This window comes from Bacillus sp. RZ2MS9, assembly GCF_001816185.2.
In the GTDB taxonomy this organism is placed as follows: Bacteria; Bacillota; Bacilli; order Bacillales; family Bacillaceae_G; genus Bacillus_A; species Bacillus_A cereus.
The window spans coordinates 1,687,678-1,714,505 of record NZ_CP049978.1 but is presented as its reverse complement, the minus strand read 5'-3'; the positions used below and the strand labels follow the sequence as shown (position 1 = coordinate 1,714,505).

The window sequence follows — 26,828 nt, the reverse complement described above, 5'->3', positions numbered from 1 at the left end:
TTTTAGGCAGTCTCTCTTTTATTTCTTTAAATCAATGACAATATCATCTAACACAATATCTTTACTCTTCGCTTCTTTTTTCGGCACTTCTATTTTCTTCTCTTTCCCATTCACATACTCTACTCCACCATGATTTTCAGGTGTATGTACTCGCAAGTGCACGCGAGGTGTAACGATAAGCTTTGTTGCATTTTCGTTTAGTTTTTGGAAGGTGGCACTCCAATGGATATTGTAAGGATCGTTGCCACTTCCCCCATTTCCTTCACCCGAATAAATATTCCCTAAATCATCCTTAACCGTCAATTCAACATCTACACTATCCCATTCTTTCCTCGCGCCCTTAGAAACCTCTTGATTGTAATAAAGAATAAATGAAACTGGCGATATTGCGACCTTTTCCATATTTGCTTTTATACCTTCTTTTTCTGAACTCCCACCAATTGTTCTCTCTTTACTATCCACTGATTTTACAGTTAACGCGAAATTCCAATTACCTTGTATTGATTTTTTCCTATCTGGCATCTCTATTCTCTCTATATTCCATCTAAAGTTTACTTTGTCCTTTTTATTGCTATCATGATGCGTCGTTGTTACCATACCTACATACTTTTTTTCAGTAACTTTAGTCATTTTACCACTGCCTGAACTACCATGAGCGTCCATTATATCCAATCCACCTAATATGATAGGATCCTCCCCTAAGTCCTGCTCACTTTCCAGTGAATACGTTATAGATAATGTTCTGCCATCAGAAATTACATCATTAATTGTAACCTTAACCCCATTACTCTCTTTTGTCATATTCAACTCAGTCGAAAATTCCTTATAATTTTCATATAACCCCGTTCTACCATTATCTAAAAATCGGAATATGTCACCTACAATTGGCAATCCCCCGGCATATGTAGGAAAACCGATACCAAGAGTTGCAACCGATAACCCTACTAAAATTGATGCAGCAGCGACACCTTTTTTCCAACTTTTCATCTTTTTCTTCGTACGTATCGATTGTTTTACATTTCGTTTTACTTTTTCCTTTTCAATTTCAGAAGCCTCAATTTCTTCTAGTTCTTTTTCATCTATATCAATATCATTTAATAGTTCATAAATGTCTTTCATATTGCACTACCTCCAAAACTAATATTCGTAGCATTTTGTTGTAGTTTCTTTTTCCCCCGGTACACTCGATTATCAATTGCTGCCCGAGTTAATCCTAACTTGTCACCTATTTCCTCTGTCTTCATACCAAGTAAATATTTCATAATGAACACCTTTTGATCTAGCGGTTCTAATTGATTAATGAGCTTCAATAATTCTTCCCTATCTTCCATAACGATTAATTCGTCTTCTGCTGATTTTTCTGTACTGATATGAAACTCATCTGAAATGATTTCTACTGTTTTAGTCGATTTCCGGTAATAATCAATTGCTTTAAACTTCGCAATCGCTGCAATCCACTTTTTAAAATCACTCGGCTCTCCATGGAATTTATTTGCGTTATTCCAAATGGAAAGAAATATATCGTTTATACATTCCTCTATGAGTCCATCATTTTGAATGGGAAGTAGAACTTTATGCGTGATCCCCTTTATGAGTGGTAAGTATGTATCGACAACGAATTCTAACGCGTCTTCTTTTTGCCGCTGTAATCTTTTTATAAAATTTTTCTCATTTGATTTCATGTAGCGATTCCCCTTATTGTTTTGTAAAAGCTTTTACACCATATATAACGTCTGAGAAAATTTTTTCTCTCATCTTTTTTATTTTTTGTATGTAATGGAATACTTTCCCTTAGCCATTTTCTCACATAACTATGCATTCAAAGAAAACTTTCTCAAGTCTGTAATTTAATTCATGTAGTACACTATTTATATAGTCACTCTTTAATTTAGTGTACATTTTATTTCATTAATCTATTTTAAAAATTAGGAGATGAGATGTGTATGTGTGGAATTACAGGTTGGGTAGATTGGAAAGAAGACCTTTCAAATCAACATGTTATTTTAAAAAAGATGGCAAATAGTATTGAGCATCGTGGTCCGGATGCTGAAGGATTTTGGTTTTCACCTCATGCGGCCTTTGCACACCGGCGTTTAATTGTAATTGATCCAGAAGGCGGGACACAGCCTAAGACATTTCGTGCTGGTGATTATACGTATGCTCTTACTTATAATGGAGAAATTTATAATTTCCGTGAACTGAGAGAGCAGCTTCAAAAATGTGGGCATGCATTTGAAACCCATTCAGATACAGAAGTATTACTACATGCTTATTTAGAATGGAAAGAAGACTGCGTACGACATTTAAACGGAATTTTCGCTTTTGCCTTATGGGATGATCAGAAGCAACAATTGTTTTTAGCACGAGATCATTTAGGTGTAAAACCACTCTTTTTTACAGAAAGAAATGGCAGTATTATTTTCGGTTCTGAAATTAAAGCATTATTAGCGCATCCATCTGTCCCTGCTGAAATTGATGCGAATGGAATAAATGAAATATTTGGATTAGGCTTATTTCGCACTCCAGGATGTGGTGTCTTTAAACATATTCAAGAAGTACGTGCTGGACATTCTATAACATTTACACGTCATAAAAAAGTAGTTACTAAGTATTGGAATTTAGAAAGTAAGTTCCATACAGACTCTATAGAAGATACATCTTCGCATATTTTATCTATTTTACAAGATACAGTAAAAAGACAATTAATTGCCGATGTTCCTCTCGTTTGTATGTTATCAGGCGGATTAGACTCTAGCGGTATTACTGCACTTGCGGGTAAAGAATTTGCTGCTGAAAATAAAACACTTCATACGTATTCTGTTGACTTTGTAAATAGCGCAAAAGATTTCGAACTGACATTTGCTCGCACTGGTTTAGACGCTCCTTGGGTAAAACGCGTTTCTGAACATGTCGGGACAGCGCATCATGATATCATTGTGAATGCTGAAGAATTAGCAAATCACTTATTCGTTCCCCTTCATGCAAAAGATTTACCGAGTGCTGGTGAAATGGAAACTTCACTATATTTACTATTTTGCGAAATGAAAAAAGATGCGACCGTAGCTTTATCCGGCGAATCGGCTGATGAAGTATTCGGTGGATATCCTTGGTTTCATCAAGAAGAACTACTATATGTAGATAAGTTTCCTTGGCTAACAAATTGGAAAAATACATCTCCTCTTCTACTAAATGAAGTAAGTAACCAATGTAATCTAGAAGACTATATTGATACACGATTCCAAGAAGCGATACTTGAAGTACCTACTCTTGAAGGCGAAAGTAAAAAATCCGCGAAACAACGTCAAATGTTTTATTTATTTTTAACAAGATTCCTTCCTTTCTTACTTGACCGTAAAGATCGTATGAGTATGGCTGTTGGATTTGAAGTTCGTGTACCGTTTTGCGATTATAGATTAGTTGAATATTTATGGAATGTTCCTTTCAACATAAAAAGTATTGATAATATCGAAAAAGGCATTTTACGTAGAGCACTACAACCAGCTTTACCTGACGATGTACGCAATAGAAGAAAAAGCGCTTATCCAACTTCACAAGATCCACACTACTTACAAACAATCCGTAATTTAACACTTGATATGTGTAACAATAAAAACAATCCTATTTTCTCACTTATTAACCATTCCATCTTACTTTCAATTGCTGATCAAAGTAATAAAGTGATTAACAATTTTGAAGCAAGAAGTGCCATGGAGTATATGCTACAAGTAAATGAATGGTTGAAAACATATCACATCCATATTGCTTAACAAAAAGGAGTTCAAGGATAAAAACCTTGAACTCCTTTTATATTAATTAGCACATTGTTTATTATCAGTATCAATAGACCATCCAATAATCGTGGCACAGTCTCTACCTTTCCACTGCAGTACATTTGTTAATACGGGCTCAATCTGCAAGCTATTTCCGTCGTGTAATATTTCTACTAAAGATTGATCATCATCAAACCTTCGTTTGTCACACTCTAAAATACCGTCCGTTGCCATTACAATGTGATTCATTCCTTTTTCTAATCCTCTTACACCTGACGTAAAGCAAGGTGTATTTGCTGCAAAAATATTTTTCCTGCCAATATATTCGTAATTTTTCCGTTTATTTAATCGTCCTTTTCCATTTTTCGTTTTCTCAGAATGGAATAAATACGCGAAACAATCACCAACTGATAACCAATATAAAAATTCGCCTTTTCGTAAACAAATTAAGCAAGCGAGTTCCTCATCATCTTGATCACACTTTTTAATAAATAACTCATCTGTAAATAACGCTAATAAGTACATATGTGTATGATGAAAAGCTAAATGTATTGGATAGGAAAATAACTCTTTTAATTTCTCTTTTCTTTCTGAAATCGCTTCTATTATATAATCAATATTTTTTGTTTTGTGGTGTGTATCAAAAATCATAACAAATTCAAATTGTAATTCAGGGTCCCACCAAGCAAGTACCGCATCTCCTCGTTCATATGCATCACTTTCTTGATTTCCCCCATATACGCCGACTGAAAGAGGACCACATTTTTCAACATGTATTTCATCTACATACATCTGTTCATGACTCATCCATTTGAATGTATTCACAACTATCATCCTCTCTCTTGCTAAATGTATACCTTTACACATAGATTACCTTATATTTCAATAAAAATAAACTTTTTCAACATTTTTTATCCAAATAAAAGGATTTTATTTCTAAAACAACGAATATATCTTACTATACGATATAAAAAAGGGGATTTTATTATTATGAACAACATTAATCAACATTGGGAGAGCATTTATTATCACTTACGATACGAATACGAGGACAATCTTTCCCACCAAGCAATTCGTATTTTACAAATCGTTTCTCGTGAGAAAGATATAACAATTGGAAAAGTCGCTACTGAGCTTAGCCTTTCTCATAACACAGCATCTGAACATATAAAGCGCCTTATTCAAAAGGGGTTCATCGTTAAAGAGAGAAATAAAAAAGATGAAAGAGTGGTAAACCTTACATTAACAATTGAAGGAATTGAAGTATTAGAAAAACATACTTTACTAGATAAAGAAAAGATAAAAATATTAGAATCACAGTTATCAAAAGAAGAACAACAATTAATTGAAAAAGCATTTTCGTTATTAGCGAAGGAGGCAAAATATGCATTTCCTCGTTAAAGTAATCGTTTCGGCACTTATTATCGGCGTTATCACTGAAGTCGCTAAACACTACAGTACGATAGGTGGCTTTATTGCTGCCCTTCCTCTCGTGAGTTTACTTAGTCTATTTTGGATTTCATTTGAAGGCGGGAATAAACAAGAATTGAGTCAATTTGCTTTAGGGGTATTATATGGATTCCCCGCATCAGCACTACTATTATTTATCGTCTATATTGGTTTAAAAAATTCATTTACACTTAGTACATCTGCCCTACTCGGTATAGGTGTTTGGTGTATCGTTTTTGCTTTTCAAAAATTATTTCAAGCTTAGGGGGAATTAACATTCATAAATTTGTAGAAATAATGGGGCAAAATATAGAAGTACATATAAAAGGAGGTGGTAAACAAACTGTAGTCATTCAAATCGGAATGAGTTGCTCATTTTATGATTGGCTTCCTATTATAAAAAAGCTTTCACAGCACTTTACAGTCGTTTCATACCATCGCCCAGGTTACGGGAAAAGTGAGCTAGGAAATCAGCCACGTACAATAAGGCAAGTTACAAAAGAGCTACATATGTTACTAAACAAACTAGCTATTCAAGAGCCATTTATTCTAATCGGTCATTCCTATGGAGGATTATGTGCACAACATTTTGCGATGTTACATGAAGATAAGCTGCAAGCACTTATTTTAGTTGATTCTACTTCGATGAACTTACACCGTTTAGATGAACTTCATTTACCAATTTCTGATCAAACTGACTCGGATGATATGTGGCTTGAAAAATATAATACATACTCCAAAATGGATGTAGACACACTTTATAATGAACTAAAACCTATTCTCACCGATCAATCAAAACAGCAAATTGGATTCTCTACCTCGCCTTCATTATATAAAGCGACAGCTTCTGAACTATCGGAGTGGAAAAACTGTGCTCTCTCACTAAAAGAGCTATGTAAAACATTAGAAATACCATTAATCGTTATCGGTAGAGATCCTCAATATTCTATTACTCAATTGACTAATGGTGGCATGCCAAAAGAGGAAGCAACACAACTTGAAGCAATGTGGCAAGAACTGATCCATGAACAATTACAACTCTCAATACATAGCCAATATATACTTGCCGAACATGCTGGTCACGGAATCGAAATTGATCGGCCTGATATTATTATTGGGGCTGTTCAATCTCTATAAATAAAAAAAGGAAGCAACTAAAGTTGCTTCCTTACTTATCTATTCATAATCTTCTTCATCATCGATTTCTTCGTAATAAGCATTCCCATTACTTACATAAATAGGGCCATTCGCAACATCAATACGTAATACCCATGCCCATGGCACAGCTAAACGCTTATGTATTGCTCGCCAAAAGCTCATTGATTTTCTTTCGTACTCCTGGAACTCCTGAAGTAACTCTTTATAGGAGGAACCGTCTAACTGAATATTTGCTTCTAGCAAACGAGAATGGGCATAGTACTGCAGCTCTAGTTCAGCAGCAATTTCCATTTCTTCTTCTGTTGCCATACCAATAATTGTTCCATCTGCTGGTGCAATTTCATATACGTTGTGAACTTCAATAAGCCCTTCTTTCTCTTTCTCAAACATGTAAACAGCCTCCTTTAACATATAATTTTTATGTTACAAAGTCATACTTCTACAATAACTTCTCTCTTTCCTCTTTTTTTGATAAACTTTTACAAAATATTTAACCGATGACCTGTTTTCTCTATTCTTTCAGCAGAAATGAAACGATTTTTATCAAAATTTAATTTATACACATCAGGCATATGAAGTGTTTTCCAAAACTCCAAATCATATTTCCAATTAAAATAATTCATTAGTAATACCATAATATTTCCATGCGTACCTATTACAATATTCTTACCTTCATATTTTTTTAATATATTTTGTATACATATTACAGCGCGCTTTTGTGCTACAGTATTCGATTCTCCGCCTTCGTATGCAAAACTCCAATCTTTCCACACATTCTGCATAGCATCATTAAAATTTGATACTGGCTCTGTGCTCAATAATCTTTCACGCAAATCTTCTTCAGTTTGTATTGATAATTTATATGTATTCGCAATTCCTTGTACAGTTTGGATTGCTCTTTTGTAAGGACTAGAAATAACAACATCAATATGTTTATCTTTTAATAAATGCGTTACATTTTCTGCATCACAGTGCCCTTTTTCAGATAAAGGTCGTTCCCGTTCTTCTTTTGTATATGTAGAATGGGCATGGCGAACGAAATATATTGTTGTCATTTTTTAACCTCCAATCTTATTTTCCATCTATATTCAATAATAAGATTGGAAAATCCTGTATTACAAAAGAGCACTTTTCATAAGTGCCCCTTTGTTTACATAATAAAATTATTTCATTATAATTTATTTCCAAACTCTTCATCTGTTATAGCATCTTGAATAAAATAATCTATATTATTTCTCAGTTTTTGATATGAAACTTGATCTTCTATATCGTTAAACATAATGACAATTTCTACTTTATCCCCTTTCTTATCTGTAGTATACAAGCTTTTTGTCAATACGAATGCGGTAGAACCACCTTTTTGACCAGCATATTCGAACTTACTATTTTTAACTGTTCCTCTGAAAATGTTCTCGATCTCTTCTTGCATTGATTTTGGAAAATAATTTCTACTATTTATCTTTTCCATTATACTCATATAATCTTTAGCGTTTGCACCCACTAATCGATCTGACCAAATTCGCTGAAATTCCATATCTACCTTTAATGGAATATCCCGTTTTTTCCATTCTTCTTCATCTTTCATCCATTCATGAATTTGTAACACATGTTTATTATATTCTTCCTTTGACATGTTACGTATCATTTCTAACGATTGATTTTTTGGCTCATGAAGCTCTTTTTCTACATACCCTCTCATATATAGTGAAGCAGTATACGAAGAGAACTTGTCATGACTAGTAAGCTCTAACTCTTTTAAACTATCATTTACTCTTTCTATTCCAAGCTTATCTAACAAATATGTCGTATTTGCATTAGAGCTATAATGAATCATTCCTTTTGCAACTTCTTCTAAAGCGATTTGTCCATTTTCCACTAATTCTCTCGCTTTTGCATCTTCTAACCAATCAGGATGTGCCCCACCATCAGTGTTTTTAACATAATATTTTTCTAGCTCCTGCAATGAAATTTGTTCATCACGATTGATTTTTCCTTCTGACACTTGCTTAGCAAATTCAACTGCTATTATGATTTTTGCCATACTTGCTAATGGCAATTTTTTATTTTCATTTATAGAAGTTAATACTTCTCCATTTCTTTTAATAAGTAATGAACATGTTTCATCTTCTTTATGTTCTTTTATGTACTTTAATACGTAATCAGGATCTTCTTTTGACAAATAGTAATTCATAATAACAAAGAAAGCTATAACAGCTACTATAATGACTCCTGCAATTATTCCTATAATCTTTAATATGTTCACAATATACCCCCTCTAACAAATTTCCTTCTATATCATAATTATACCGAACCGAATTACAAAATTATACAAAAACGAATAAATATTCCTACAAACAAAGAATCATTTTTTTATTTCACACTGTATTGTATGGAAACTCTCATGAATATGTCTAACTTTCACATAACAAAAAAACATGCCTTCATTAGGAAAGCACGTTTTGTGATATTCTTCACATTGTTTAGTTAAAAAATAAATGTTTACTTACCATGATGTAACATTAAATCACTAAGTTCTTCTTCAATGTGATTTAATTTCGCAACGCCTTCTTTCCATTTATGAATATAACGTGAAACCCCAACGAAAAACAAAACAATAATTGTGGAAAGAATAATACCATATACGATTGCTACAGTACTCATAGTTACACTTCCTTATAATTAGTAATGTGGTTATTAGTTATATTTTTATTATAAACCTTTTTCTTTTAAAATACTTCGATTTCAACTTTTTGTAACAAAATTGATTTTTCTAACATTTCGTTCGTGAAAATGGCATATTTTTCACAAATTATACAAAACTTCACCATATGTACTATTACCATATGAGTTATATTATTAAATAGAATAAAGGGGATGATATACTATGACGACTTGGTTTATTGTAATGTTAGTTGTATTTGGAGCATTTAAAATTATCGTTTCTAGCCTTCCTAACACTGTTATTGAATCCATTATTAGCAAGTACGAAACACATCCAAAACTTGAAGAAGAGAATGTGACTATTACAATTCATGGAAATAACGTAGAAGGCGAACAGAAATCAAAAATTATTCATGATTTTAACGAAGGTTTATTTTTAGATCGCTATTATGCACCACCACACAATGAGGGTACGCCTTTAATTATCAATGCAAAACGTGGCAAAAAGAATTTTACATTTTATATTTATAGTCACGAGGAGCATGTTGATGTTGTAAAACAATATAAAAAGAAGGTAGTTGCTTATAGTTTACGCTCTAAAAACCTTCAAAATAGTGATATGTTCGTGTCAGCTGACTTAGCTTAATACTCATATATTGGAAAAAGGAATCCACGAAATATGGATTCCTTTTTTCTCATTTACTGAAAAATAAGCTCTGTCTTCAAACTATCTTTCGGTAACAACCAGCCTTTTTTCTCTAAACTCGCCATTAATAATTCCCTTTGCTTTGTCGCAATACTTTCTTCATTTGTTTTAAATGACACTTCTATTACGAAGTCATCTTCTAATTTTCCGGTATTACTTAATGGCCAAATTTCAATATTTGCTTTTATGTTTTCAAACTCTCCTGTATATCGTTTCATTAATACAGGACCGTAAATACGGGAACTCTTTAACATTTCCTCTCCCCAATTTGTATACAACCATTTGTTCATTTTCCCTGGTAATTTTTCTATTAACATGTTTTGAGCAGCTTGTTCATTTGGTAAATCAAGTATCCCATATCCTTTAGCGCTGTAACTTTTCTTATTTGAAATGCTTAATGTTTTCTTCTCAAATCCCCAATCTATTTCCGCCTCATAACTATCCGTATTACTATCGAATCCTTCTTTTTTAGCTACTTCTAGTGCATCTTGAATTACACCATTTGGAATAGGATATCTTTTTTTATATGTTAATTCAAAATCTTTACTAAATTCTTTCTTTCGAATTCTAGCAAACCAACCTTCCTTGCTTAAACTTTTATTCGCAGTATCTAAAAATTGCACTTGTATTCTTTCATATTTTGTACCAGCCTGGAAATGTTCTAGCACCTCTTGCTTCATCTCTTTGTTATCACCTAATACTTGTTCTGGCTTCAATAATAACTTTACTTCAAAACTAGGTTTCATTGGACTAGCTGCAAACCCTTCCTTAACGTTATAAAGGAAACAACAAAAGAAAATGCTTACGAATACAAATACTTTTTTCATATACCTATCCCCTTTACATTTCAAATGACTTCTATACGTTCCATTCCAAGTGAATATACATTTTCATACCCTGCTGTACTTAGCTTTTGTTGTAATCGATCCGTATCCTCTTTCAAAGCGTGCACTAACACTGTATGTTCTGGTAATAATGTATTTAACATCTCTTTAACGTCTCTTATACTTTGGTGAACTTTATACGGAACTCGCTTCACCCTACATGTACTCCTTACATGTTCTTTCATAACTTTTTCTGCAAAACTCCCTTTCGCAATATGCCCAGTAAAAATAACGGCATTCCGTTTTTCATTCCGAAGTTGTTCATAGTATAACTGTGCTCGTTTCGTTTGCATATTCGCATCACTCATTACAACTATTCCGCAACTATTTTGCATACTAATGTCATTATCCATAACTATTATGTTTCTTTTTAAACTCTCCATAATCCATTTAAGTTCTTCATTATTTTTTATCCAACCTTTATATATGAACATCTCTTCAAATCCAGCCAAAATTTCTTTATCTACTATAAGCGGAAATTCTTTATATCGTTCATATAAATACAATACTATATCTTGCGCCCTACCAAGTTGTGGCAGCGGTAATAATGCTATTCCTTCATTTTGCATAACTCGTTCAATTTCTGCACATAGATCGTCTAATCTTTCATTTTGCGAAACATCATCTGTGTGATAAGCGGCATCTACAATTGCAACTTTTATATTGTGGCCCAATTTCTCAGGTAAATTAGCTCGTAGTATATTAGACTCTGCTGAATAGTCGCCTGAATAAAATACGTATGTATTACACATATCAACTAAAAACCAAACAGCTCCTAATACATGCCCACTATACCCCCACTGAAACCGCAATGTAGGAGTAATTTGTAACCATTCATTTGGGTTGCTAATCTCATCAATACATACATAATTTAAATCTTTTATATGTTGGTCGCTATAAGGTAAATTCCATCCTTGCATCACATTATAGTTTCTCCATTTTTCATAATATAACGGCAGTTGCTCCTTCGTATAACGAGTCGTCCAAATTTTTTTCTTATAGCCATACTTCGCTAATAAAGGTAAACCCATCGTATGATCTTCATGAATATGTGATAAAAATACCGCATCTAAAAATGGAACAGCTTCTCTCTCTATTTTTGGATAACCATCCTCATAAGATCGATTAATACCACAATCAAATACTATTTTCGTCTCTTTATTTTTTACAAAATAGCAAGAGCGACCGTATTCTCCTGCTCCTCCCCATACTTCCACTCTCATCATGCTACCCCTTTTCGCTTTTGCTCCATATGTTGCAGCAGTAATAAGCACATTGTTGTAAGTCCAACAGAAACAACGGCCATCGCCATTCCTATAGATACTTCACCCTGTTCAAATTGAGCAAAAATAAACGTTGCTGACGTTTCTACTGATGGAGGTAATACGAGAAGTGATGCTACTAACTCTCTTATTGAAATTGTAAATGTCATCGCCCATCCGGCAAGAATGCCTGGGATAATAAGAGGCAATATTATTTTTCTAAAAATATAAATATAATTTCCAGAAAAAATACTTCCTGCCTGCACGAGAGAATTATCAATTTGTCCGAGTGATGATTTTACATATTGCACCGTGTAAGGTAAAAACAGAACAACATACGTTACGATAACCATGATTGGTGTATTATAAATTGACATAGGCATATATGGTGAATTCCAAAATAGAATAAGACCTACAACCATAACGATTCCTGGTACCATATTCGGTAACATACCGCACATATCAAGCCATTTTTCAGAGGTTTTTTTCCCCTTTCGAATCATAAGTGCCAAAAAGACTCCAATCATTACCGCAATAATCGCTGTTACGAGTGAAAAAAGAAAACTATTCCATAAAGCCTCTAATCCCGGAGACCCCATTGTAAACAATGCCTCATAATGACTTGTTGTAAAGTTATTTACATGTAAACCGCCGCCTCTTAATTTTGAAAAAGAAGCAATAAGTATAGAAAAGTATGGAATTCCAATTGATACGATTAATAAACCAACTACATACATCCATGCTACAACGCGCGTAAATATAGACAAAGTATATCTTTTAGATTTCACACCTTTTCCACTAACCATTGCATATGAATACTTTCGATTCAATACATTTTGCATATACCAAATGAGCATACAAGCACTAAGTAATAAAGAAGATAATGCTGTTGCACTACTGAAATCAATTGGCCAACTCGAAATAAATTTATGAATTTCTGATGTTAACACGTGGAATCCTATTCTACGTCCGAATGTAGCCGGTGTTCCAAATTCAGCAATCGTCTTTACGAAAATGAGTAAAGCACCCATTACATAACTTGATACTAATAACGGCAATATTATTTTTCTTAAGCGATAGAAAAAACTTCCGCCATGAACTGCTGCAGCTTCTTCTTTACTACTCCCAATCTGAAGTAACGTGTTTTTCAGCATGAAATAAAGGAATGGGAATAAATGCAGACTCATAATTAATACCATACCTCCTAAACTAAAAAACGATGATGAAATTGTCTTTAACATCGGGAAAAATTGTTCAAAATAGCCGTTAGGTTGCATGAACAAAATCCAGCCCATCGATCCAATATACGGCGGTGTCATAAATGGAATCATAAAAACAATATCTAACTTACTATACTTTCCTACATCTGTTTTGCTCATAATAAATGCCAATGGAAATGCAAATATTGTAGCACCTATTACAACGAGTGCACCTAGAAGCATCGAATTTAGAAAAATCCCAGCTAATCCACCACTCTGCATCACTTCAAAAGGCTTTAAAAAATTCCAACTGCTATTTTCATATACACTAGAAAATAAAATAAGAAAAAGTGGAATGACGATTAACATCGCCACAAGTAATAACGCTACCGTCATTCCAACTTGTCTTACTGATACGAATCGATTTACCATGGAATCACCATCTTATTGAAATACTTTCTTAAATTGTTTTCCTATTTCATCTTGCTCTTTCTCAACTGTTTTCCAATCAATATTTAATACTGGAATCTCTTCTACATTTGGTCTATTTTCAGCTTTTATATCTGTTCTACCAGGCAATAAATACGCTTTAGAAACTTGTTTTTGTACATCATCGGATAATAAATAATCAATAAACTCTTTTGCACCTTCAACATTTTTACTATCCTTCATAATCCCAGCTACACGTGGGCTAATAACTGTTCCGCTTTTTGGATATACAATATCAACAGGTTCACCCTTTGCTTTTGCGCTATACGTCATATAATCAACACCCGCAATGACCATATCTTTCGCACCTGTTACAACTGGGTCTAACGCTTCCTGATTTGCTCCTGCTACTGTAACTTCATTTTTCTTAAGCTGCTCAAATAAATTCCATCCATCTTGTCCATTCTTTTTCACGTATCCTGTTACAAAGTCTAAAGCTGAACCTGAAAGTGCTGGATCTGGAAGATTCACTTTCCCTTTCCATTCTCCTTTCGTTATATCGCTCCAATCTTCAGGTGCCGTCTTCACATTTTTTGTATTGTACACAATCCCTAATGCTGAAGCACTATACCCGAAATAATGTCCTTTATCATCTGACCATTCAGAACGCAGCTTATCAGCTTGTTTCGCCTCTTTATAAGCTAACGTTTGACCCTCTTTCTTTAATCCTTCCATCGCTGGTAAGGAAGCGAGTACGACAACGTCAACGACTGGATTTTTCTTTTCAGCTTCCATTCTCGCTAAAATTTTACCAGTTGTCCCTTGAAACATTTCCACCTTTATACCAGTTTTCTTTTCAAAGTCTTTTTGAATTTTTTCTGCTAACCCTTTTGGCCCTGCACTATATACAACAATTTTCTTTTCATTCATATTTTTACTTTTTGCATCTGCATTACCTGTCTTTGAACTACAACCTGTTACTACAGTAGAAAATAGTAAAGTACATACAAATAAAGACTTAAGCGAACTGAATTTCTTCATACGATTCTCCCCCTATATGATGAATACATTTTTTTGGTACATATAACGATACTGGTTTCCCGATGCTTAATTTACTATTGTGATAAGCTGTCCATATTCCGAGTGCCCCCATGTTTACTTTTATTTCATACCGTTCTCCTACATATGTAACGTGCTTAATTTCACCTGTATACATTTCGCACACTTCATTTTTCGTCCAGCTCACATGCTCTGGACGAACCATTTTTTTACCCTCTACAAGCCAATTCGCCTTACCAACAAATTTGGCAACAAATTCATGAGACGGTTTCACATAAATATCTTCGGGTGTTCCTTTTTGTAATACTGCTCCTTGTTTCATGACAATAATTTGGTCTGACATTGACATTGCTTCTGTTTGATCGTGAGTGACATACAGTGCAGTTAAACCAATGGAATGAACGATATCCATAAGCTCTATTCTCATTTCTTCTCGCAAAATTGCATCGAGTGCACTTAGCGGTTCATCAAACAAAATAAAATGAGGTTTTGTTACAATTGCTCTAGCGAATGCGACACGTTGTTGCTGTCCACCAGAAAGTTCGTGTGGATACCTTTTCTCCATACCTTGCAGGCGAACTCGCTTTATCGCATCCTCTACTTTTTCTCGTAAATGATTCGTTTGCTTTGTAGCCCTTAAACCAAATGCAACATTTTCAAAAACAGTCATGTGCGGCCATAAAGCAAAATCTTGAAATACCATACCGATATCCCGTTCATGAGGAGATGTCTTTATCTTTTTTGTAGCAGAATACATGCACTGGTCTCCAAAATATATTTCTCCCTTATCCGGTTCTTCAAGTCCTGCTATCATTCTAAGTAAAGTCGTTTTCCCACATCCCGAAGGTCCTAAAAGTGTAGTGAATTCCCCTTGTTTCATTACAATCTGCAACGGCTTTAACGCTTGTGTTTTTCCAAATGTTTTTTCTAATCCATTAATTTTAATATCCATCGTCTCACCTCTCTCCCCTCATTCTTAACCTGCTTTCATTCTATATGGAAGATTTATACTTAATGTTAATGTACTGTAAAGATTAAATTAAAAAACTTCTAATAAACTATTTATTTCTATAGATTTTTTCTATAGTTAAAATAAAAAAGGCGGCAATTCATAATGAATCTCTTAAAATTAGAAATTGTAGTACTTATTAAGAAATACAAAAAGCTTACAATCGTTGCAGAAAAACTTGGCGTTAAACAACCAACTATTACTTTTCATATAAAAAGCTTAGAAGAAGAACTCGGTGTGTCTTTATTCGAATTACGTTCTGGAAGGTATTTCTTAACAGAGGCTGGTGAGGCTTTGCACCATTATGCTTGTAAAATAGATGCACTTATGAAAGAAGCTAGACGTGTCACGCAAGAGTTTAAAGATTTTCATAAAGGCGCTATAACAATCGGCGCTAGTTATGTACCAGCGACTTATCTTTTGCCAGCAGTCGTTCATCAATTTCAATGTGAATTTCCCAATATAAAAATAACGCTACTAGTGAAAACAGCCCCTGAAATTCGAATGATGCTACAAAATCACGAAATCGATCTTGGGATAATTTCCGCTGCTCCATTTGATGAACCACTTTTAAAACAAACGAATATAATGCCCGATACACTTGTTCTTGCTTTTTCCAAAGAACATCATTTTTCAAAGAAAGACAATGTATCGTTACAAAATATAGAAAAGGAACGCATACTATTGCATCGTAACCCATCTACAACGAGAGATTTACTTACACAATGGACGTTAGCGCACAACATTACATTCCAATCAGAAATTGAATTAGATTCATTAGAAACGATGAAACAAATTTTAAAATATGGTAATGGAATTGCCTTGATTTCTAAACTTGCTATCGAACAAGAAATACAACGAAATGAGCTATGCTATATACCAATCCCTGAATTTGAATTTCAGCGTAATATTTATACGATTCATCATGAGGACAGATGGAATTCTAAAATCATTTCTTTTTTACTACAGAGCATCACTTCATTTGCAACAAAAAATTAAAAGGCTGTCGTTATGCACGACAGCCTTTTAAACTATAAATCTATTTATTTTTCTTTGCCTCAATTTTTGCTTGCGCCTCTTCAGCCTTATCTAATGCTTCTGATACTTTCTTCTCTTTTTCTTTCACTTCATCTATACTATCGACAGCTTTAATAATTTTATCGATTCCTTCTTCTTCTACCTTTCTACGCTTTGCCACTCTTTCATTTACTTTCTCTTCCACATCTTTTGCTTTTTGAAGCATATTCTCTGCATTTGATGTTACAGCTTTTTCAAGTTCATCATCTTTTTTCTTTTGTAACACTTCATTTGCAATGTCTTTCGATTCTAAATACTTACCGTCTTTTAATGCTGTTGCTCCGTGATCCATTTTCTCGGCCATTTCTTTATATAATTTCGCTTCATTCCCGGGTTTCTCTTTTTCTGCTTTTTCAAACCACATTGCTGCATCACTATATTTTTCATCTTTCAATGATTGCATACCTGTTTCAATATATGTGTCATAATTGCTACATCCAGCCATTACGACTAATAGAAAAAGCATAACAAAACTTAATTTTTTCATGCTGTTGTCTCCTTTTCTTTGCAAGCTCACTTTACTTTAACATACATGAAAAAGAGTTTCAAAAACTAAAATACTAATTTAGTCATTTTTATTTTATTAAGTCACATTTCCTTTTAGACAGACACATCCACTTGCTTTTTCATTACATGCTTCTTTACTCCTACTAATACAACTAACAATAAACCTACGCCTAATGTCATCATAACAATGCTAGTTGGCAACATATCTAATAGTAGTCCATATACAATCATACCAAGTGGTGCGATTGCAGTCGCAATTGTTTCAAGTAGGCCAAACACACGCCCTAGGTAGCTCGGATCTGTCGTTTTTTGCATATGTACTTGCATTGGAATGTTTACAATCATAATTGCTATACCAGTTAACATCATAAAAGCAATATAGTAAATAAAACTTGCTACTTTTGGAATGATAACTAACAACGGAAAGACTGTACATAAACTTAAACCTGCAAACAAAAACAGTCCAGTATAAATTGAACGAAACGGATTATTCACTTCTTTACGCACCGATAAAGCAATCGCACCAATTAACATCCCGACTGCTAACATTCCCTCTACAGTACCAAGTTGCTTTGAAGATAAATGCAATGTATGTACGATAATGTATGGAAGTGCAACGGTTAGACCACACGCAAAAAAGTTTACCCACAATGCTATTTTCATTAAACCATATATTTCATGTTTTCGTTTTATATATGAAAAACCTTCTTTTATACTCGTCAAGAAATGCTCTTTACTCTCAGCCACTTCTTTTTTGTATAAATCAAATACAATAAATAATTGCAAAATAACTGCTAAAAAGAATGTAATGCTATTCAACAAAAAGAACGACTGAATTGAAAAGAAACCAAATACAATCCCGCCAATAATCGGCCCTAAAATATTTGATAAAGAAGCCGCCGTTTGATTTAAAGCACTCGCTTTTTGAATACGTCCTTCATCTACTAAACTCGGAATAGACGAAGTTAATGCAACGGAATAAAAACTTGCACAAATTGATAATAATGCTGCTGAAATATAAATAAAAAGAAGTGATGGTCCAAATATAGTAGCAAGAATAAACATACTAAGCATCGTTAAACTACTTAATAAATCAGTACCAATGACAAGCCATTTTCGATTGACGCGATCTGCTACAGCACCAGCAATTGGACCACAGATCATCCTTGGAAGTGATCCGCAAACGAGCGTAGTTGCAAACCCCATCCCTGAACCAGTAGTCTTTAATACGTATAACCCCATTGCGAACGTATAAATACCTGCGCCTAATAAAGACGTCATTTTTCCAATCATCATTAAAATGATGTTTCTCGTTGCAATCTTCATTCTTGAATCATGTTGTCCTATACTTATATCTCCCATTTTTGACTCTCTCCCCTTAAAAGTTAAATTGTGTTAAACTTATTATATAATCAATTTTCCGATTTCCACAACATAAAGTTAAATATAATTTAACTTTTTAAATATAAAGGAGCAATAATATGGCAACTCTCGGCGAAAAAATTAAAACATTAAGAAAAGAAAAAAAGCTTACACAAACAGAGCTGGTAGGTTCGGAACTGACAAAAAGTATGCTTAGTCAAATTGAAAATGGAAAAGCTACACCTTCTATGAAAACATTACAATATATTGCTGAAAAACTTGAATGTGAAATGAGCTTTTTATTAGAAGAAGATGAAGGAGAAATTGTAGAACTCATTCAAAAAATGGAGCCATTAATAAAAGCAAATAAATGCGATGAAGTATACAAGACTTTACTACCTATCGTTCAAACAGAGCTACCTTCTACTTTAAATACAGCTCGCTTATATAAACAGTTCCTAACAGGAGCAGTTATTATGAACGATTATCATATTGAATATTACGTTGAAACTGCTGTTTCTATATTTGAAAAATATACTTTATATCGAGAAAGCACTGAAACGAAACTACTGTTTTACTATATGCTCTTCAAACGTAAAAAATATAAAGAATGTTTACAGATGATTGCTACAATTCGTGATGAATATAAAGCAAAGAATTTAGAAATGGATCTGATTACACATATACAACTATACTTAAAAGAAGCCATTATTTTACTCGCATACGGCAATTATGAAAAATGTGAAAAAGTCATTTTAGATGCACTTGCATTTTCAAAAAAGCATCAAGTGTATTATAAAACAGATGAATTTTACCGGATTTTATCTTACCAAAAAGTCATTACAGCTGATAAAGAACAATATTTATATTACATAAAAAAATCTGAGCAATTTGCCATTTTTACAGAAGATATTCTATCCATCGCAATTATTGATATTTTAAAAGCATACTATTACAACACAATTACTAATGAATATACAATCGCATTAAAACATCTAGAACAATTTCGAGAAAAACTAAAAGATGAACCAATCTTTCAAGACGATGGATTATATTATCTTGAAAAAGGAAAATCTTTGTATGGCTTAAAAAGTTATAAGGAAGCTTTGGCAATATTAAAACACGCTACCATACCAGATTATATGAGTCATCCACTTGATCAATCGTGGGTATTAACAGCTGGGTCTTATCGTGCCCTTTGCTATATAGAACTTCAAGATAAAAAATCTGCCTTAAAAGAGGCAAAAGAAGCCGTTCAAGCAATAGATAGCTATCCTGATTCCATCTTCACTTCATTTATTAAAGAAACATTACAAATAATACAAAAACTTTAAGAATGTCTCTAAATGGTATATTATTCCTCTTTTTTAACAAAGATAATAATGATGGGAGGAATATAAATGAATATACAACGTGCAATAGAGCTTTCTATGTCAGCAGAACAAGCCAATGTCAATTTTCAAGGCATGCCTGTTATGATTCAACACGTCGATGAAAGCAATGAAACCGCCCGCATATATGAAGTAAAAAACCCAGGACGCGAATTAACTGTTCCAGTTAATAGCTTAGAGGAAATATAAGAAATGCCACTTCTCTTTTGAAGTGGCATTTTTCTTCTTTCAGATTACTTATTATAAAGTTCTTCAATCCTTTATTTTACATGAGCTGAAAAAATAAGAATTTTCTACTTCTTTTCTTTTTGTGACCTGCTAAAATACAAACTATGGATTAATTATTCGTACTATACATTAAGGGGGAAAAATAATGGCATCTAATTTAGAAAAAAACAAGCCTTATTATGCAGTTATATTCACTTCTAATTTATCAAATGATACAACTGACTATAATACCGTTGCCGAAGAAATGGAGAAACTTGCAAAGCAACAATCTGGATTTTTAGGTGTAGAAAGTGCACGAGGTAATTCTGGACTCGGAATAACAATTTCTTATTGGGAATCACTTGATGCGATTGAAAATTGGAAAAAGAACACCTTACATAAAGAAGCGAAAAAAAGAGGTCGTGAGCAATGGTATGAAAACTTCCACCTGCGTATTTGTCTTGTTGAGAAAGAATTTAAGTTTCATAGAGGTACTTTATAACTATGAAGGAAAAATTAGCTCTCGTTATTGTTCATGAAATATATGGTGTGAACGACCATATGCATCACGTTACCCAGCACTTTACTTCATCTCATATAGATGTATTCTGTCCTAATCTTCTACACTTACAACATGCATTTCATTATCGTGATGAAGAAAAAGCATATGAATATTTTGTAAATCATATTGGATTTGATGATGGAAAAAAGCAAATTGAAGAATTCATTTCTCATCTTTCTAGTAGTTATACACATATTGGACTTATAGGCTTTAGTGTTGGAGCTACCATCTCATGGCTATGTAGTAACAATCCGAAAATAGATTTTATTATCGGATGTTACGGTTCTCGTATACGCGACTATGTCCACATAAAGCCTACATGCGCTACATTACTTATATTCCCTGAAAAAGAATCTAGTTTTTCAGTATCCTCTTTAATTCACACATTGCAGCAACAAAAGAATCCTTTATTAGAAATAAAACAACTACACGGTGAACATGGATTTCTAAATCCGTACACTGAAAAATATAACGAGCACTCTACAAAACAAGCATACAATTTAATAGATTCATTTCTTGTAAAGTGAAACTTTAATCAGTGGGGGTTGTTCATCCCCCACATAACCTCTTTTCTTACGCTGAATTTTGAGGAGGGGGTCTTACTGCCCGTTAATGCAGGATAAAAACAAGCTTATGAAGGAGACTCAAATGACGCTGACATTACTCTTACCTGTTTTCATACTCATTGCCTTTATCTCAGCGCTAACTATCATTTTTATAACCGTAAAAAAAGGAGGATTTTTCAACCGCCCCCACTTACAATCTATTATCGTTTGCATTTTATTTTTTACTAATTGGATCTTATATGTAACAACTTTTTATTCGTTACTTCCCGAGAAAATTAGTGAGTTCATATTCTTACCCATTTGGTTTTTCCTTTGTATTTTAGGTTTTATAACTTTCTGGCGTGAATGGGGAAATAATCGTGTATTCTCCATATGTATCGGTTTTCTTTCCTTGACTAGTTTTTTATTTGGATTATTGTTGTTAGTTATTTCGGGGATGTAATAGAAGAAGGAAGAAAAGCTAACATTCAACTTTTCTTCCTTCTATGTTTACCTTTAGTTTTCACTGTCACTGATTCACAAGGTGTATAATATATTTGAGGTGTCGCCTTATCAACAAACATCATAAACGTAACGAAACCGATAATAAAGAAAATAAACAACGTTAACAAAATTGCTCCTATCGTTAAAAGTATCATAACACCACCCCTATATTTTTCATGTTATTACACTTTTCGCTATTATATGAGCTGAATCCTTTTTAGAAAAGGAAACGTAACAAAATAATCACAACCACTCCCGTTAATACTGTACCTAATAAACTACGAGTATATATCGCTACAAGAAATGTTGGAATTGCTGCAATAAGATAATCCCACTGCATCGTTTCATGCATAAATAAAACTTGTGCTAAAAGCGCTGCTAATATCGCAATTGGTATGTAATTTAACCATTTTAAACCCCAGTCAGGAATTTGTAGTTTGCTAAATACGAGTAGAGGTAAAATACGTGGCACGATTGTGACAGCTCCTGCTGCTAGTAAAAGTAATAATACATCTAATCTCATTTCCATTTTTCAATCAACACTCCAATCGTCGCAGCTAGTAAGGTTGCGATAATAACCGCTATACTATCTGGCATAAATAGGTGTGAAACGTATGCGATAATAATCGCTACAATTGCAACACTTAAATGAATTGCTAGTTTCGGTTTACTACTTATGAGCTGAAGAACAAATAATCCGATAAACATCGCTGGTAATGCATAATCCATGCCGTATGTATGTGGATCTGGTATCCACTCACCAAATAGCCCGCCGATAATAGTAGCAAGAATCCAATTTAAATACGCTGTTACATTAAGCCCTATCATCCATCTTTCACCTAAATATCCTTTTTGCGCTGCATGCTGCACTGCAACGCCGAAAGTTTCATCTGTAATTTGAGAACCGATTAGTAAGTTTTTAAATAGAGGCAGTTTCATAAAGTATGGCGCAAGCGCAGCACTCATAAGAAGGTGGCGCAAGTTAACAAAAAATACAGTAAAAATAATTGCGGAAGCAGGAGCACCGGCTGCATACATACCAGCTAATATAAATTGGGCAGAACCTGCATAAATTAAAGTGGACATAAACGCAATTTCAATGATGGAGAAACCAGCTGTTTTTGCAATTACACCAGCTGCTATACCGATGCTCAAGTAACCAAATACAGTTGGTAAACAATCTTTTACTCCTTGCTGAAATGTATCATCACTCTGCAAAGCTACATGTGCCTGAGCTTTACTCATCTCTATCATCCTCCATTCCTTCTAAAGTTCGTTTTCCTGTTACGACATGAACTAAATCTATATTTTCACGCCATAACGTATCTAACTTATCCGCCCCAAATTCCTTCGTGATTTCTTCAACCATAATATCGTGCCGCACATACTCTGTCGCAACGAGAACTAGCGCTGGGTCATACGTTGTAACGGCCCATGAAGTGCTATCATTTGAAAAGTTCGCAATTAATACTTCCTCTCCATCACGAGCAATAACAGTTAAATGACCACCCATTCTCTTTTCAACAACGTGGGGCGTCATATAATTATGGTGAAATGTCGCTCCTATCTTTGTTTCTGGAGCTCCAAATAAGATTGAGAATATATTCACACCTTCCTCTTCCTTTTGATGTATGTATGGCTCAATTTCATGCACTTGATCTTCCCATACAGAAATCCATAACTCTTCCTTTGCTCTACCAATTATATTGCATATTTCTTTTAAAACACGATCATTTGAGCGAATATGCGAAATTACATCTATTTGTCGCTCTTGTTCTAAACAATTTAATTTCTCATCTAAAAATTCAAAGGACTTTTCAAAGTCTTTTCGCATTCGATTCATTAATTCGGTAGCTGGTACTGGTACATATTTAACTGGTTCAGAAGGTACAATATGCACCGCTCCTTTATCCATTAACTTACCGAGTACCTCGTAAATCATAGAACGAGGTACTCCTGTTTGTTTACTTACTTCATAGCCTGTTACTGGGGAATGTTTTAACAATCCAATATACGCTTTACATTCATATTGGGAAAATCCCAACTTTTGTAATTCCTTTATAATTTCATCCATCGGTAACCCCTCACAATCTAAATCGCTCTTACTTCAAAACGACGATTTTGCTTCCCTTTACTTTTTACTTTATCAATAACAAGTGTTCCTATTTCACTCGTATTTTTCACATGTGTGCCTCCACAAGCTTGTTCGTCTAAATTTTCAATTGTAACAATGCGGATTTCTTGGATAGTAGTTGGCAGGAGATTTATTGCTGTTTTAATCATTCCTACAGCATTTTCTGCTTCTTCGCGGCTCATATAACGAGTGGAAATTTCTTTATTTTGCTTAATAAGTTTATTCACTTCCTCAACAATTTCTTCTACTTCCACGCTCGATAACTCTTGTAACTCATTAAAGTCGATACGTGCTTTATCAGGATAAATTTGATTTCCGGTGCATAGAGCTCCATACTTTTCATAAACAACAGCTCCGATAAGATGCAGTAAAGAGTGATGACGCATTAAATTATGACGTCTTTCCCAATTTATCTCTAATTTAACTGGACCTAACTTTACTTGTGCTTGGTCTTTTATATAGTGAACTATTTCTCCTTGCTCCTTCTTTACTTTTTCAACTTCAAATACAGACCCATCTTGTACAATGACACCCGTATCACATTCCTGTCCTCCACCAGTTGGATAAAAAACTGTTTCTTTTACAAATACTTTATTCCCTTCTACTCTTATCACTTCTGTTTCGCAACTCGTTTTGTATACATCTTCTAAATATAATGCCGTTGTCATACTCTCACCTCTTTAGTAGTTATAGTTATACCTACTAATATAAAAAAGAAACTCCGTGAAGTCAATTGATAATTCTGAAATTTAAAATTAATAAAAGACTCCTTTATTAGGAGTCCACTATCTCAATATTTCATTCGCTTCTTTTTCATAAATTTTATCAAATGACGTCATAACACGCTGTGATGCTTGAATCATCTTTTGATCTGTCATAAGATCGGCCATCTCTTTCGTCATATCTACATTTGAATTTTCTAGCATATGATTTTTTACTATTCCTGTTCCGTTCGGTAAATTAGCAATGTTTCCTTCTGCTAGTGTAAAGCTTTTGTTTTCACGTTGCACGAGACGTGCATTCGTTTCTGCATCTACTGTTTTTGTTTGTAACTGTGCAATTACTATTCTCTTAATATCTGGTTTTTGCAAAGTTCCATCGTTAACTTCTCTATAAATTTCTCCATTATTAGATACGAAGAACTCAACATTTTCAGGAATACGAATGCGCTCATTATTAACATCCATAACATAAGCACCTGAAGATGTTTGTAAATATCGATCACTATTTAATGTGAAACTACCATCTCTCGTTAAAAACGTTTCATCATTTTTAGAAGTAACAAAAAATGATGTTGTGCCGGCCGCGCCGTCATCTAAAAAGAAATCTGTAGCGCTATTTGTCATTTGTATATTTCCTTGTACTAAATTAACATGCGTTGCAGCTGGTACTACAGCGTAATCGACCGAACCGATATTTGTTACCGCCCCATCTCCGCGGCGATATGTGTCTTGTACATCAAATACTTTAGACGTCATATTTTCTGCTTTAAATCCTGTCGTTTGAGCATTTGCAACGTTATTCGAATGAACATTAATGCGCTGCATGTAATTCATCATGCCCATAGAACCTATATAAAGACCGTTCATATTCGTTTGAATAAGGCAAGCGCCTTATTCTTCACCTCTTTTCTACGATGTTTGTAACATTTGTTTTGCTAAATGTTCAGCTGTAGCGATATGTATATTTTTCTTTATGTCTTGGCCATCTGTCATTAATACAATAGGAGCTGATGATACTGCTGGAATTTTCAACAATTCGCCACTACTTGCTGTTTCATCAAATTTCGTAAACACAATACCATCTATATGAATATCTTTAAAGTTTGTAATAATTTCAATCATATCTTTACTTTTCATTGAAGCTGATAACGTTAAACAAATATAATCTGGTTCTACTTGTCCCATCGTTTCAATCATTTCTTCCACTGTTTCTGACGTACGATAATTTTTCCCTGCTGTATCAATTAAAATATAATCGACGCGTGCTTCTTCTTTAAAATACGTAAGCGCTCTTGTCATTGCAGCTTCATCACGCACAGCAATTACTTCAGATCCAATTGTCTTTACGTTATCTTGCAATTGCTGCACTGTCCCTATGCGCGAATGATCGGTCGTTATAAAACCAACTGTTTTGTTCTTACCGTGAAATTGCCATGCCATTTTCGCCAGTGTCGTCGTTTTACCAACGCCAGTTGGACCGATTAATGCAATTGTTTGTACTTCTTTTTCAAAGACGTTTTCCGTATTGAAATGAGATTTCATATCTTCCAATATGTACCTGATAACTTCTTCTTCCGTAATCATCGTCGCATTTTCAAACTTTATTTTTAACTTTTCAGCATATGCATGAATGAAATATTGTTCCACATCGTTTTGTTCTAGCATCCGAATTACTTTTTGAATAATAAACGGTACAGATTCTTGGTTTTCTTTCTTTGTAACTACTTCTTCTTTCTTTACCGGAACGACTTGTTTCACAACTTTTTTCTTTTTCGTTACTTCCGTTTCTTTCGTCTGTTTCACCACGACAATTCCTTTTTCAAACAGCTTTAATAGTTTCTCTTTTTTTCTTGCCCATTCTTCACTATTTCCTGTTTGCATCGCCGCGTATGACATAGAAGTCGTTACGTTTTCTAAATTGTGCAGTACTGATTGAATTCCATTCGCCTTCACAATTTGTTCTGAAGGATCATTCACAACATCCATTAACTGTTCATGAAATTGAGCTGTACCTTCATTCACTTCTTCCTGTTTTTCTTCTGGAAATGCAACTAACATTTCATAATCCTTTTTCCAAAAAAACGGTATATTTCGTTTTACACTTTCATCGACAACGTAATAATAATCTGTACCATATTGGTCAAATAACTTTCGATACAATTCATTTTTCGAAGCTGCTTTTATTCGCATTAACGCTTCTTTCTTTTCTGTACTTTCCATTACTTCACCCC

The 26,828-nt window shown here is 33.9% G+C and carries 33 protein-coding genes; 11 read left to right on the top strand and 22 right to left on the bottom strand.

Features of this window, described 5'->3' with window-relative positions:
* Positions 1-18: 18 nt before the first annotated feature.
* Positions 19-1,119, bottom strand: coding sequence for a DUF4179 domain-containing protein (locus BHV55_RS08915; RefSeq protein WP_003312848.1), 1,101 nt, complete (start codon positions 1,117-1,119; stop codon positions 19-21).
* A complete protein-coding gene (locus tag BHV55_RS08910; RefSeq protein ID WP_000840007.1) occupies positions 1,116-1,682 on the bottom strand; it encodes a sigma-70 family RNA polymerase sigma factor in 567 nt (188 codons plus the stop codon). Before BHV55_RS08910 ends, BHV55_RS08915 begins: the two co-directional genes overlap by 4 nt.
* A gap of 261 nt (positions 1,683-1,943) precedes the next feature.
* Between BHV55_RS08910 and asnB the strand changes: the two genes are divergently transcribed.
* Positions 1,944-3,767 carry an asparagine synthase (glutamine-hydrolyzing) gene (gene asnB / locus BHV55_RS08905; RefSeq protein ID WP_000333936.1) on the top strand — a complete coding sequence of 608 codons (1,824 nt, stop codon included), beginning with the start codon at positions 1,944-1,946 and terminating at the stop codon, positions 3,765-3,767.
* Between the two features lie 42 nt (positions 3,768-3,809).
* Here the strand turns inward: asnB and BHV55_RS08900 are convergent, their stop codons facing one another.
* Entirely contained in the window at positions 3,810-4,637 is an 828-nt protein-coding gene (locus BHV55_RS08900; protein WP_001999549.1) for a PP2C family serine/threonine-protein phosphatase, read from the bottom strand.
* Positions 4,638-4,760: 123 nt separating this feature from the next.
* Between BHV55_RS08900 and BHV55_RS08895 the strand changes: the two genes are divergently transcribed.
* Genes BHV55_RS08895 through BHV55_RS08885 form a run of 3 tightly spaced genes read left to right on the top strand, consistent with a single transcriptional unit; the run spans position 4,761 to position 6,356 of the window.
* Complete coding sequence (locus BHV55_RS08895; protein WP_001059785.1) at positions 4,761-5,171, top strand: MarR family winged helix-turn-helix transcriptional regulator; 411 nt, start codon at positions 4,761-4,763, stop codon at positions 5,169-5,171.
* Positions 5,155-5,484, top strand: coding sequence for a DUF3147 family protein (locus BHV55_RS08890; RefSeq protein WP_048568551.1), 330 nt, complete (start codon positions 5,155-5,157; stop codon positions 5,482-5,484). Before BHV55_RS08895 ends, BHV55_RS08890 begins: the two co-directional genes overlap by 17 nt.
* Positions 5,445-6,356, top strand: a complete 912-nt coding sequence (locus BHV55_RS08885) for an alpha/beta fold hydrolase (RefSeq protein WP_139147408.1) — start codon at positions 5,445-5,447, stop codon at positions 6,354-6,356. Before BHV55_RS08890 ends, BHV55_RS08885 begins: the two co-directional genes overlap by 40 nt.
* Before the next feature lie 39 nt (positions 6,357-6,395).
* Here BHV55_RS08885 and BHV55_RS08880 read toward each other — a convergent pair whose 3' ends face one another.
* The 5 genes from BHV55_RS08880 to BHV55_RS08860 all read right to left on the bottom strand — a co-directional run bounded on the left by BHV55_RS08880 (position 6,396) and on the right by BHV55_RS08860 (position 9,220).
* Positions 6,396-6,767: a hypothetical protein gene (locus BHV55_RS08880; RefSeq protein WP_000461766.1), complete on the bottom strand. Its 372-nt coding sequence runs from the start codon at positions 6,765-6,767 to the stop codon at positions 6,396-6,398.
* 89 nt (positions 6,768-6,856) lie between these two features.
* Positions 6,857-7,432: a histidine phosphatase family protein gene (locus tag BHV55_RS08875; protein ID WP_000208268.1), complete on the bottom strand. Its 576-nt coding sequence runs from the start codon at positions 7,430-7,432 to the stop codon at positions 6,857-6,859.
* 116 nt (positions 7,433-7,548) lie between these two features.
* A complete protein-coding gene (locus BHV55_RS08870; RefSeq protein WP_048568549.1) occupies positions 7,549-8,640 on the bottom strand; it encodes a serine hydrolase in 1,092 nt (363 codons plus the stop codon).
* Positions 8,641-8,876: 236 nt separating this feature from the next.
* Complete coding sequence (locus BHV55_RS08865; protein WP_000108701.1) at positions 8,877-9,038, bottom strand: hypothetical protein; 162 nt, start codon at positions 9,036-9,038, stop codon at positions 8,877-8,879.
* Between the two features lie 65 nt (positions 9,039-9,103).
* A complete protein-coding gene (locus tag BHV55_RS08860) occupies positions 9,104-9,220 on the bottom strand; it encodes a hypothetical protein (RefSeq protein WP_001987133.1) in 117 nt (38 codons plus the stop codon).
* A gap of 41 nt (positions 9,221-9,261) precedes the next feature.
* On the opposite strand from BHV55_RS08860, the gene BHV55_RS08855 reads away from it, so the two are divergent.
* Positions 9,262-9,684, top strand: coding sequence for a YfmQ family protein (locus tag BHV55_RS08855; RefSeq protein ID WP_000214592.1), 423 nt, complete (start codon positions 9,262-9,264; stop codon positions 9,682-9,684).
* 53 nt (positions 9,685-9,737) lie between these two features.
* Here BHV55_RS08855 and BHV55_RS08850 read toward each other — a convergent pair whose 3' ends face one another.
* Genes BHV55_RS08850 through BHV55_RS08830 form a run of 5 tightly spaced genes read right to left on the bottom strand, consistent with a single transcriptional unit; the run spans position 9,738 to position 15,529 of the window.
* A complete protein-coding gene (locus BHV55_RS08850; protein WP_048568548.1) occupies positions 9,738-10,571 on the bottom strand; it encodes a hypothetical protein in 834 nt (277 codons plus the stop codon).
* Positions 10,572-10,591: 20 nt separating this feature from the next.
* Positions 10,592-11,854: an MBL fold metallo-hydrolase gene (locus tag BHV55_RS08845; protein WP_070757110.1), complete on the bottom strand. Its 1,263-nt coding sequence runs from the start codon at positions 11,852-11,854 to the stop codon at positions 10,592-10,594.
* Positions 11,851-13,521 carry an ABC transporter permease gene (locus tag BHV55_RS08840; protein WP_070757111.1) on the bottom strand — a complete coding sequence of 557 codons (1,671 nt, stop codon included), beginning with the start codon at positions 13,519-13,521 and terminating at the stop codon, positions 11,851-11,853. The genes BHV55_RS08845 and BHV55_RS08840 overlap by 4 nt, the downstream gene beginning before the upstream one ends.
* Positions 13,522-13,533: 12 nt before the next feature.
* The gene (locus tag BHV55_RS08835; protein ID WP_048568545.1) at positions 13,534-14,559 is read right to left on the bottom strand and encodes an ABC transporter substrate-binding protein; all 1,026 of its coding nucleotides are present in this window, start codon (positions 14,557-14,559) and stop codon (positions 13,534-13,536) included.
* The gene (locus BHV55_RS08830; RefSeq protein WP_048568544.1) at positions 14,537-15,529 is read right to left on the bottom strand and encodes an ABC transporter ATP-binding protein; all 993 of its coding nucleotides are present in this window, start codon (positions 15,527-15,529) and stop codon (positions 14,537-14,539) included. The genes BHV55_RS08835 and BHV55_RS08830 overlap by 23 nt, the downstream gene beginning before the upstream one ends.
* Before the next feature lie 162 nt (positions 15,530-15,691).
* Between BHV55_RS08830 and BHV55_RS08825 the strand changes: the two genes are divergently transcribed.
* Complete coding sequence (locus BHV55_RS08825) at positions 15,692-16,585, top strand: LysR family transcriptional regulator (RefSeq protein WP_001050594.1); 894 nt, start codon at positions 15,692-15,694, stop codon at positions 16,583-16,585.
* A gap of 40 nt (positions 16,586-16,625) precedes the next feature.
* Here BHV55_RS08825 and BHV55_RS08820 read toward each other — a convergent pair whose 3' ends face one another.
* Entirely contained in the window at positions 16,626-17,150 is a 525-nt protein-coding gene (locus tag BHV55_RS08820) for a COG3014 family protein (protein ID WP_048568543.1), read from the bottom strand.
* 113 nt (positions 17,151-17,263) lie between these two features.
* Complete coding sequence (locus tag BHV55_RS08815; RefSeq protein WP_070757112.1) at positions 17,264-18,532, bottom strand: MFS transporter; 1,269 nt, start codon at positions 18,530-18,532, stop codon at positions 17,264-17,266.
* A gap of 119 nt (positions 18,533-18,651) precedes the next feature.
* Between BHV55_RS08815 and BHV55_RS08810 the strand changes: the two genes are divergently transcribed.
* The 5 genes from BHV55_RS08810 to BHV55_RS08790 all read left to right on the top strand — a co-directional run bounded on the left by BHV55_RS08810 (position 18,652) and on the right by BHV55_RS08790 (position 21,700).
* Positions 18,652-19,866 carry a helix-turn-helix domain-containing protein gene (locus BHV55_RS08810; RefSeq protein WP_048568541.1) on the top strand — a complete coding sequence of 405 codons (1,215 nt, stop codon included), beginning with the start codon at positions 18,652-18,654 and terminating at the stop codon, positions 19,864-19,866.
* Positions 19,867-19,932: 66 nt separating this feature from the next.
* Positions 19,933-20,112, top strand: coding sequence for an H-type small acid-soluble spore protein (locus BHV55_RS08805; protein WP_001025731.1), 180 nt, complete (start codon positions 19,933-19,935; stop codon positions 20,110-20,112).
* Between the two features lie 184 nt (positions 20,113-20,296).
* Positions 20,297-20,632: an antibiotic biosynthesis monooxygenase family protein gene (locus BHV55_RS08800; RefSeq protein ID WP_003312864.1), complete on the top strand. Its 336-nt coding sequence runs from the start codon at positions 20,297-20,299 to the stop codon at positions 20,630-20,632.
* Positions 20,633-20,634: 2 nt separating this feature from the next.
* Complete coding sequence (locus tag BHV55_RS08795; protein WP_048568540.1) at positions 20,635-21,219, top strand: dienelactone hydrolase family protein; 585 nt, start codon at positions 20,635-20,637, stop codon at positions 21,217-21,219.
* 121 nt (positions 21,220-21,340) lie between these two features.
* Positions 21,341-21,700: a hypothetical protein gene (locus BHV55_RS08790; RefSeq protein ID WP_048568564.1), complete on the top strand. Its 360-nt coding sequence runs from the start codon at positions 21,341-21,343 to the stop codon at positions 21,698-21,700.
* Between the two features lie 25 nt (positions 21,701-21,725).
* Here the strand turns inward: BHV55_RS08790 and BHV55_RS08785 are convergent, their stop codons facing one another.
* The 7 genes from BHV55_RS08785 to flhF form a co-directional block, all read right to left on the bottom strand.
* Entirely contained in the window at positions 21,726-21,896 is a 171-nt protein-coding gene (locus tag BHV55_RS08785) for a DUF3951 domain-containing protein (protein ID WP_000602244.1), read from the bottom strand.
* 62 nt (positions 21,897-21,958) lie between these two features.
* A complete protein-coding gene (locus BHV55_RS08780) occupies positions 21,959-22,270 on the bottom strand; it encodes an AzlD domain-containing protein (RefSeq protein WP_048568539.1) in 312 nt (103 codons plus the stop codon).
* The gene (locus tag BHV55_RS08775) at positions 22,261-22,986 is read right to left on the bottom strand and encodes an AzlC family ABC transporter permease (protein WP_000030474.1); all 726 of its coding nucleotides are present in this window, start codon (positions 22,984-22,986) and stop codon (positions 22,261-22,263) included. The genes BHV55_RS08780 and BHV55_RS08775 overlap by 10 nt, the downstream gene beginning before the upstream one ends.
* Entirely contained in the window at positions 22,979-23,815 is an 837-nt protein-coding gene (locus BHV55_RS08770) for a TrmB family transcriptional regulator (RefSeq protein ID WP_048568538.1), read from the bottom strand. Before BHV55_RS08770 ends, BHV55_RS08775 begins: the two co-directional genes overlap by 8 nt.
* A 17-nt stretch (positions 23,816-23,832) precedes the next feature.
* The gene (locus tag BHV55_RS08765; RefSeq protein ID WP_048568537.1) at positions 23,833-24,543 is read right to left on the bottom strand and encodes an alanyl-tRNA editing protein; all 711 of its coding nucleotides are present in this window, start codon (positions 24,541-24,543) and stop codon (positions 23,833-23,835) included.
* 117 nt (positions 24,544-24,660) lie between these two features.
* Positions 24,661-25,464, bottom strand: coding sequence for a flagellar basal-body rod protein FlgG (locus BHV55_RS08760; RefSeq protein ID WP_001013939.1), 804 nt, complete (start codon positions 25,462-25,464; stop codon positions 24,661-24,663).
* Positions 25,465-25,506: 42 nt separating this feature from the next.
* On the bottom strand, positions 25,507-26,817 hold the full coding sequence (flhF, locus tag BHV55_RS08755; RefSeq protein ID WP_061655901.1) for a flagellar biosynthesis GTPase FlhF: 1,311 nt from the start codon (positions 26,815-26,817) through the stop codon (positions 25,507-25,509).
* Positions 26,818-26,828 lie beyond the last annotated feature (11 nt).

Coding starts and splice junctions, on each gene's coding strand:
- asnB (WP_000333936.1), top strand. CDS start 1,944: ATGTGTGGAATTACAGGTTGGGTAGATTGGAAAGAAGACCTTTCAAAT.
- BHV55_RS08830 (WP_048568544.1), bottom strand. CDS start 15,529: ATGGATATTAAAATTAATGGATTAGAAAAAACATTTGGAAAAACACAA.
- BHV55_RS08810 (WP_048568541.1), top strand. CDS start 18,652: ATGGCAACTCTCGGCGAAAAAATTAAAACATTAAGAAAAGAAAAAAAG.
- BHV55_RS08825 (WP_001050594.1), top strand. CDS start 15,692: ATGAATCTCTTAAAATTAGAAATTGTAGTACTTATTAAGAAATACAAA.
- BHV55_RS08765 (WP_048568537.1), bottom strand. CDS start 24,543: ATGACAACGGCATTATATTTAGAAGATGTATACAAAACGAGTTGCGAA.
- BHV55_RS08840 (WP_070757111.1), bottom strand. CDS start 13,521: ATGGTAAATCGATTCGTATCAGTAAGACAAGTTGGAATGACGGTAGCG.
- BHV55_RS08760 (WP_001013939.1), bottom strand. CDS start 25,464: ATGAACGGTCTTTATATAGGTTCTATGGGCATGATGAATTACATGCAG.
- BHV55_RS08790 (WP_048568564.1), top strand. CDS start 21,341: ATGACGCTGACATTACTCTTACCTGTTTTCATACTCATTGCCTTTATC.
- BHV55_RS08785 (WP_000602244.1), bottom strand. CDS start 21,896: ATGATACTTTTAACGATAGGAGCAATTTTGTTAACGTTGTTTATTTTC.
- BHV55_RS08875 (WP_000208268.1), bottom strand. CDS start 7,432: ATGACAACAATATATTTCGTTCGCCATGCCCATTCTACATATACAAAA.
- BHV55_RS08910 (WP_000840007.1), bottom strand. CDS start 1,682: ATGAAATCAAATGAGAAAAATTTTATAAAAAGATTACAGCGGCAAAAA.
- BHV55_RS08780 (WP_048568539.1), bottom strand. CDS start 22,270: ATGGAAATGAGATTAGATGTATTATTACTTTTACTAGCAGCAGGAGCT.
- BHV55_RS08770 (WP_048568538.1), bottom strand. CDS start 23,815: ATGGATGAAATTATAAAGGAATTACAAAAGTTGGGATTTTCCCAATAT.
- BHV55_RS08820 (WP_048568543.1), bottom strand. CDS start 17,150: ATGAAAAAATTAAGTTTTGTTATGCTTTTTCTATTAGTCGTAATGGCT.
- BHV55_RS08855 (WP_000214592.1), top strand. CDS start 9,262: ATGACGACTTGGTTTATTGTAATGTTAGTTGTATTTGGAGCATTTAAA.
- BHV55_RS08890 (WP_048568551.1), top strand. CDS start 5,155: ATGCATTTCCTCGTTAAAGTAATCGTTTCGGCACTTATTATCGGCGTT.
- BHV55_RS08850 (WP_048568548.1), bottom strand. CDS start 10,571: ATGAAAAAAGTATTTGTATTCGTAAGCATTTTCTTTTGTTGTTTCCTT.
- BHV55_RS08915 (WP_003312848.1), bottom strand. CDS start 1,119: ATGAAAGACATTTATGAACTATTAAATGATATTGATATAGATGAAAAA.
- BHV55_RS08900 (WP_001999549.1), bottom strand. CDS start 4,637: ATGTGTAAAGGTATACATTTAGCAAGAGAGAGGATGATAGTTGTGAAT.
- BHV55_RS08795 (WP_048568540.1), top strand. CDS start 20,635: ATGAAGGAAAAATTAGCTCTCGTTATTGTTCATGAAATATATGGTGTG.
- BHV55_RS08775 (WP_000030474.1), bottom strand. CDS start 22,986: ATGAGTAAAGCTCAGGCACATGTAGCTTTGCAGAGTGATGATACATTT.
- BHV55_RS08860 (WP_001987133.1), bottom strand. CDS start 9,220: ATGGTAATAGTACATATGGTGAAGTTTTGTATAATTTGTGAAAAATAT.
- BHV55_RS08865 (WP_000108701.1), bottom strand. CDS start 9,038: ATGAGTACTGTAGCAATCGTATATGGTATTATTCTTTCCACAATTATT.
- flhF (WP_061655901.1), bottom strand. CDS start 26,817: ATGGAAAGTACAGAAAAGAAAGAAGCGTTAATGCGAATAAAAGCAGCT.
- BHV55_RS08835 (WP_048568545.1), bottom strand. CDS start 14,559: ATGAAGAAATTCAGTTCGCTTAAGTCTTTATTTGTATGTACTTTACTA.
- BHV55_RS08895 (WP_001059785.1), top strand. CDS start 4,761: ATGAACAACATTAATCAACATTGGGAGAGCATTTATTATCACTTACGA.
- BHV55_RS08800 (WP_003312864.1), top strand. CDS start 20,297: ATGGCATCTAATTTAGAAAAAAACAAGCCTTATTATGCAGTTATATTC.
- BHV55_RS08805 (WP_001025731.1), top strand. CDS start 19,933: ATGAATATACAACGTGCAATAGAGCTTTCTATGTCAGCAGAACAAGCC.
- BHV55_RS08845 (WP_070757110.1), bottom strand. CDS start 11,854: ATGATGAGAGTGGAAGTATGGGGAGGAGCAGGAGAATACGGTCGCTCT.
- BHV55_RS08815 (WP_070757112.1), bottom strand. CDS start 18,532: ATGGGAGATATAAGTATAGGACAACATGATTCAAGAATGAAGATTGCA.
- BHV55_RS08880 (WP_000461766.1), bottom strand. CDS start 6,767: ATGTTTGAGAAAGAGAAAGAAGGGCTTATTGAAGTTCACAACGTATAT.